Below are 3,403 nucleotides of genomic sequence, written 5' to 3' on the forward strand. Positions count from 1 at the left end.
TCTGTCGCACAATCTTTGTGCGGTATTGCCCAGTGTTTCCATAACGTAGTTATTGTCGTTTTACACAAAAAAAGCAGTGCAAATTTCATAGAGTATTGACAGCTTACAGAGAAAATGCTATAATAGGAAATAATCCGCATTGGTTTTGATGGTTGTATGTGATCGTTCATAGCGGAGAATTTTTGTGAAAGAAAAGACAAGGACAATACCGCACAAAGCTTGTGCGGTGTTTCCCGAATACAGGCGGCATCGTCCGCAGTATGAGGTCTTGAGAAAGGAGCAACTATGTTGGAAGATGAACTGCACCAGTCCGCAGCGGGAGATACACCGCCGGAGCCGGAAGCGAAAGAATCTGATGCCGCAGTGCCGGTAGAAGAAACCGGTTCCATTCCGGAGAAAACAACGGCGGCAGAGCCTGCGGAAGGTGATGTGCCGCCGGAACCGCCGAAGTGGAAAAAGGTGTTGCAGACGGCAAAAAAAGTGGTGCTGAAGCTGCCCTATCCCTATCTGATTATGCGGATCGTTGGCTGCTATTTCATGGTAATGGCAGCGTTCCTGCTGATCAACCGGAAAGAGATTCGGGGCGGCAGCCTGAACCCTGTGGAGAAATGGGAAGAATTTGTGGACAAGCTGCCGCTGCTGCCGGTATTGCTCTGTGTGCTTGCCGGATTCGTCGTTTTGACATTGCTGCGGCTTCTGCTGAAACGCATCTGGAAAAGCCGCTGCGAACCCGACGGGCTTGTGATGGTTGTCGGTGTTGTGGCAATGGCGTTCCAGACGATCTGGAGAACCAACAACTATTATTATGCACTGGCGTTTATCGTGGTGTGCACCATTATTGCATGGTTCGCCTATCGCTACGGCTCGTTCAAGATCGTGGAAAAGCTGCCGAAAGCAGCGATCTATATTACCATTGGCGTGTTGATGTGCCTGATGGGAGTATTCATTGCCGTGTTCACCATTTACCGGCATAAGGTCTACGGCTCCATGGCATTTGACTTCGGCATCTTTGTACAGATGTATCATAACATGGCAGAGAGCTTCGCACCGGTCACTACCTGCGAACGGGACAAGCTGCTTTCTCACTTTGCAGTCCACTTCTCGCCGATCTATTATACGCTGCTGCCGTTCTACTACATTTTCCCGACCCCGTATACCCTGCTCATCGGACAGGCAGTTCTGGTGGCAACCGGTGTCATTCCGCTGGTTGGCATTTGCCGGAAGTTCAAGTTCTCCAACATGGCAACGATCGGCTTCTCTGTGGTCTATCTGTTCTGCGTGGAACTGATCGCTCCGTGCTTCTATGACTTCCACGAAAACGCATTCCTGCCCATGCTGCTGATGTGGTTCTTCTATGCGGTGGAAAAGAAAAAGTATGTTCTGATGTACATCATGACGGCACTCCTTCTGATCGTCAAGGAAGACGTGTCGATCTACATGGTTCTTCTGGGACTGTTCTGCATTTTCCGTCTGGAAAAGCGGTATCATGGCGCCGTTGTCGCCGGCTTCTCCGGTGTGTACTTCGTTGTGGTGACCCGACTGATGGAAAAATACGGAGAAGGCGTGTTCACCTCCCGTACCTACGGCAATCTGATGACTGACAAGAGTGCAAGCTTCGGCAATATCATTAAGACTGTTATCACTGACCCGATGTACTTTATCACCCAGTGCGTGGACGAAAAGGATTTCAAGCTGATGCTGATCATCATGATCCCGCTGTTCTTCCTGCCGTTCGTGACGAAGCACTTCTCGCACTATTTCCTGCTGGCTCCGTTTATTCTGATGAATCTGGCACCGGGCTATGGCTATGCCAATGACTACGGCTTCCAGTATGTGTTCGGTACCACCACCTGCCTGATCTATGCGGCAATGATCAACTATGCCGAACTCAAGGGCAAGCATAAGGAATTCCTGCCGATCTTCATGAGCATCTCCGCCCTGCTGTTCTTTTCTTCGCTGGTGGGCGGCAATGTGGGTTCCAAGGAACTGTACGACAACAATCGGGAACGATATGACGTCAAGGACGAACTGATCGATTCGATTCCGGAAGATGCCTCTGTGGCATGTGATTCGTTCTATCTGCCTCACCTTGCCCAGCGGGATGAGATTTACCTGCTGGACAGCAATGATGTGGAACCGCCTTCCTTTACGGACTTCGTTATTGTCCGCACTGAGCAGAACGAGGAATGGGAGGATCAGGAAGTTAGCAAGCTGCAAACCGAAGGCTATGTATACTATGACGGCTGTCAGGATATGATGGATATTTACGTCAGTCCGGAATATCTGGCAGAGCACCCGGATTTACAGCTGGCAGAGAAAACGTACTGAACCCGAAAAAGAAGGTGTATATATGCAAAAACAAGACAAGATTTCGATCATTGTGCCGTGTCATAATGAAGAAGAAGTGCTGCCGCTGTTTCTGAAAGAAATTGAAAAGATCTATGAGGTAATGCACGCAAAGCACAATGTCGAAATGGAATATCTGTTTGTGGACGACGGCTCCGCAGACCGGACGCTGATGTTCCTGCGGGAACAGGAAGCCGAGAATCCGCGGGTGAACTACCTGTCCTTTTCCCGCAACTTCGGGAAAGAGGCAGCGATGTTTGCCGGTCTGGAAAAGGCTTCCGGTGACTATGTAGTCATTATCGATGCCGATTTGCAGGATCCGCCGGAACTGATTATCGAGATGTACGAAACTCTGCAAACCACCGACTATGACTGTGTGGCTTCGCGGCGTGTTTCCCGAAAGGGCGAATCGAAGATCCGGTCGTTCTTTGCGAGAATGTTCTACAAGGTCATTCGGAAGATCTCCAAGGTCAACATCATGGACGGAGCCAGAGATTTCCGCATGATGACACGCCAGATGACCGATGCGGTGCTGTCCCTGCGGGAGTACAACCGGTTTTCCAAGGGCATTTTTGCATGGGTCGGATTCAATACCAAGTGGATTCCCTTTGAAAACCGTAATCGTGAAGCGGGCACTACCAAGTGGTCGTTCTGGGGGCTGCTGGTCTATGCCATTGACGGCATACTGGCATTTTCCACAGCACCGCTGGCACTGTCGGCAATTCTGGGACTGGCGTTCTGTGCCATTGCCATTATCATGATCTTTGTGATCATCTGGAAAACACTGGCGTTCGGGGACAAGGTTGCAGGCTGGCCGTCGCTGGCATGCATTCTCTGCTTTACCGCAGGCATCTCCATGTTCTGCAACGGCGTGATCGGTTTGTATGTTTCCAAGACATACTCTGAAGTCAAGGGCAGACCGCAGTATATTCTGAAAGATGAAAAGGTGAAATCCCAGCAGAAATCGCTGTCGGAGAAATAAGGAAACCGTCGGCAAGATCTGTGCAGAATCAACAATAGCCTTTTAAGGCAATACCGCACAAAGAGCGTCTGGCGA

Annotated in this window: 2 protein-coding genes; both read left to right on the forward strand. The window is 50.1% G+C overall.

Annotated elements, in window-relative coordinates; genetic code table 11:
• Positions 1 to 285: 285 nt before the first annotated feature.
• A complete protein-coding gene (locus RUMCAL_RS03565; RefSeq protein WP_021681159.1) occupies positions 286 to 2,328 on the forward strand; it encodes a DUF2079 domain-containing protein in 2,043 nt (680 codons plus the stop codon).
• A gap of 22 nt (positions 2,329 to 2,350) precedes the next feature.
• Entirely contained in the window at positions 2,351 to 3,328 is a 978-nt protein-coding gene (locus tag RUMCAL_RS03570; protein ID WP_021681160.1) for a glycosyltransferase family 2 protein, read from the forward strand.
• The last annotated feature ends 75 nt before the right edge of the window (positions 3,329 to 3,403 follow it).

Origin of the sequence: Ruminococcus callidus ATCC 27760 (genome assembly GCF_000468015.1) — a bacterium.
GTDB lineage: Bacteria > Bacillota > Clostridia > Oscillospirales > Ruminococcaceae > Ruminococcus_C > Ruminococcus_C callidus.

Excerpts from the sequence above, each read along its gene's own strand:
- RUMCAL_RS03570 (WP_021681160.1), top strand. The coding sequence starts at position 2,351 with ATGCAAAAACAAGACAAGATTTCGATCATTGTGCCGTGTCATAATGAA.
- RUMCAL_RS03565 (WP_021681159.1), top strand. The coding sequence starts at position 286 with ATGTTGGAAGATGAACTGCACCAGTCCGCAGCGGGAGATACACCGCCG.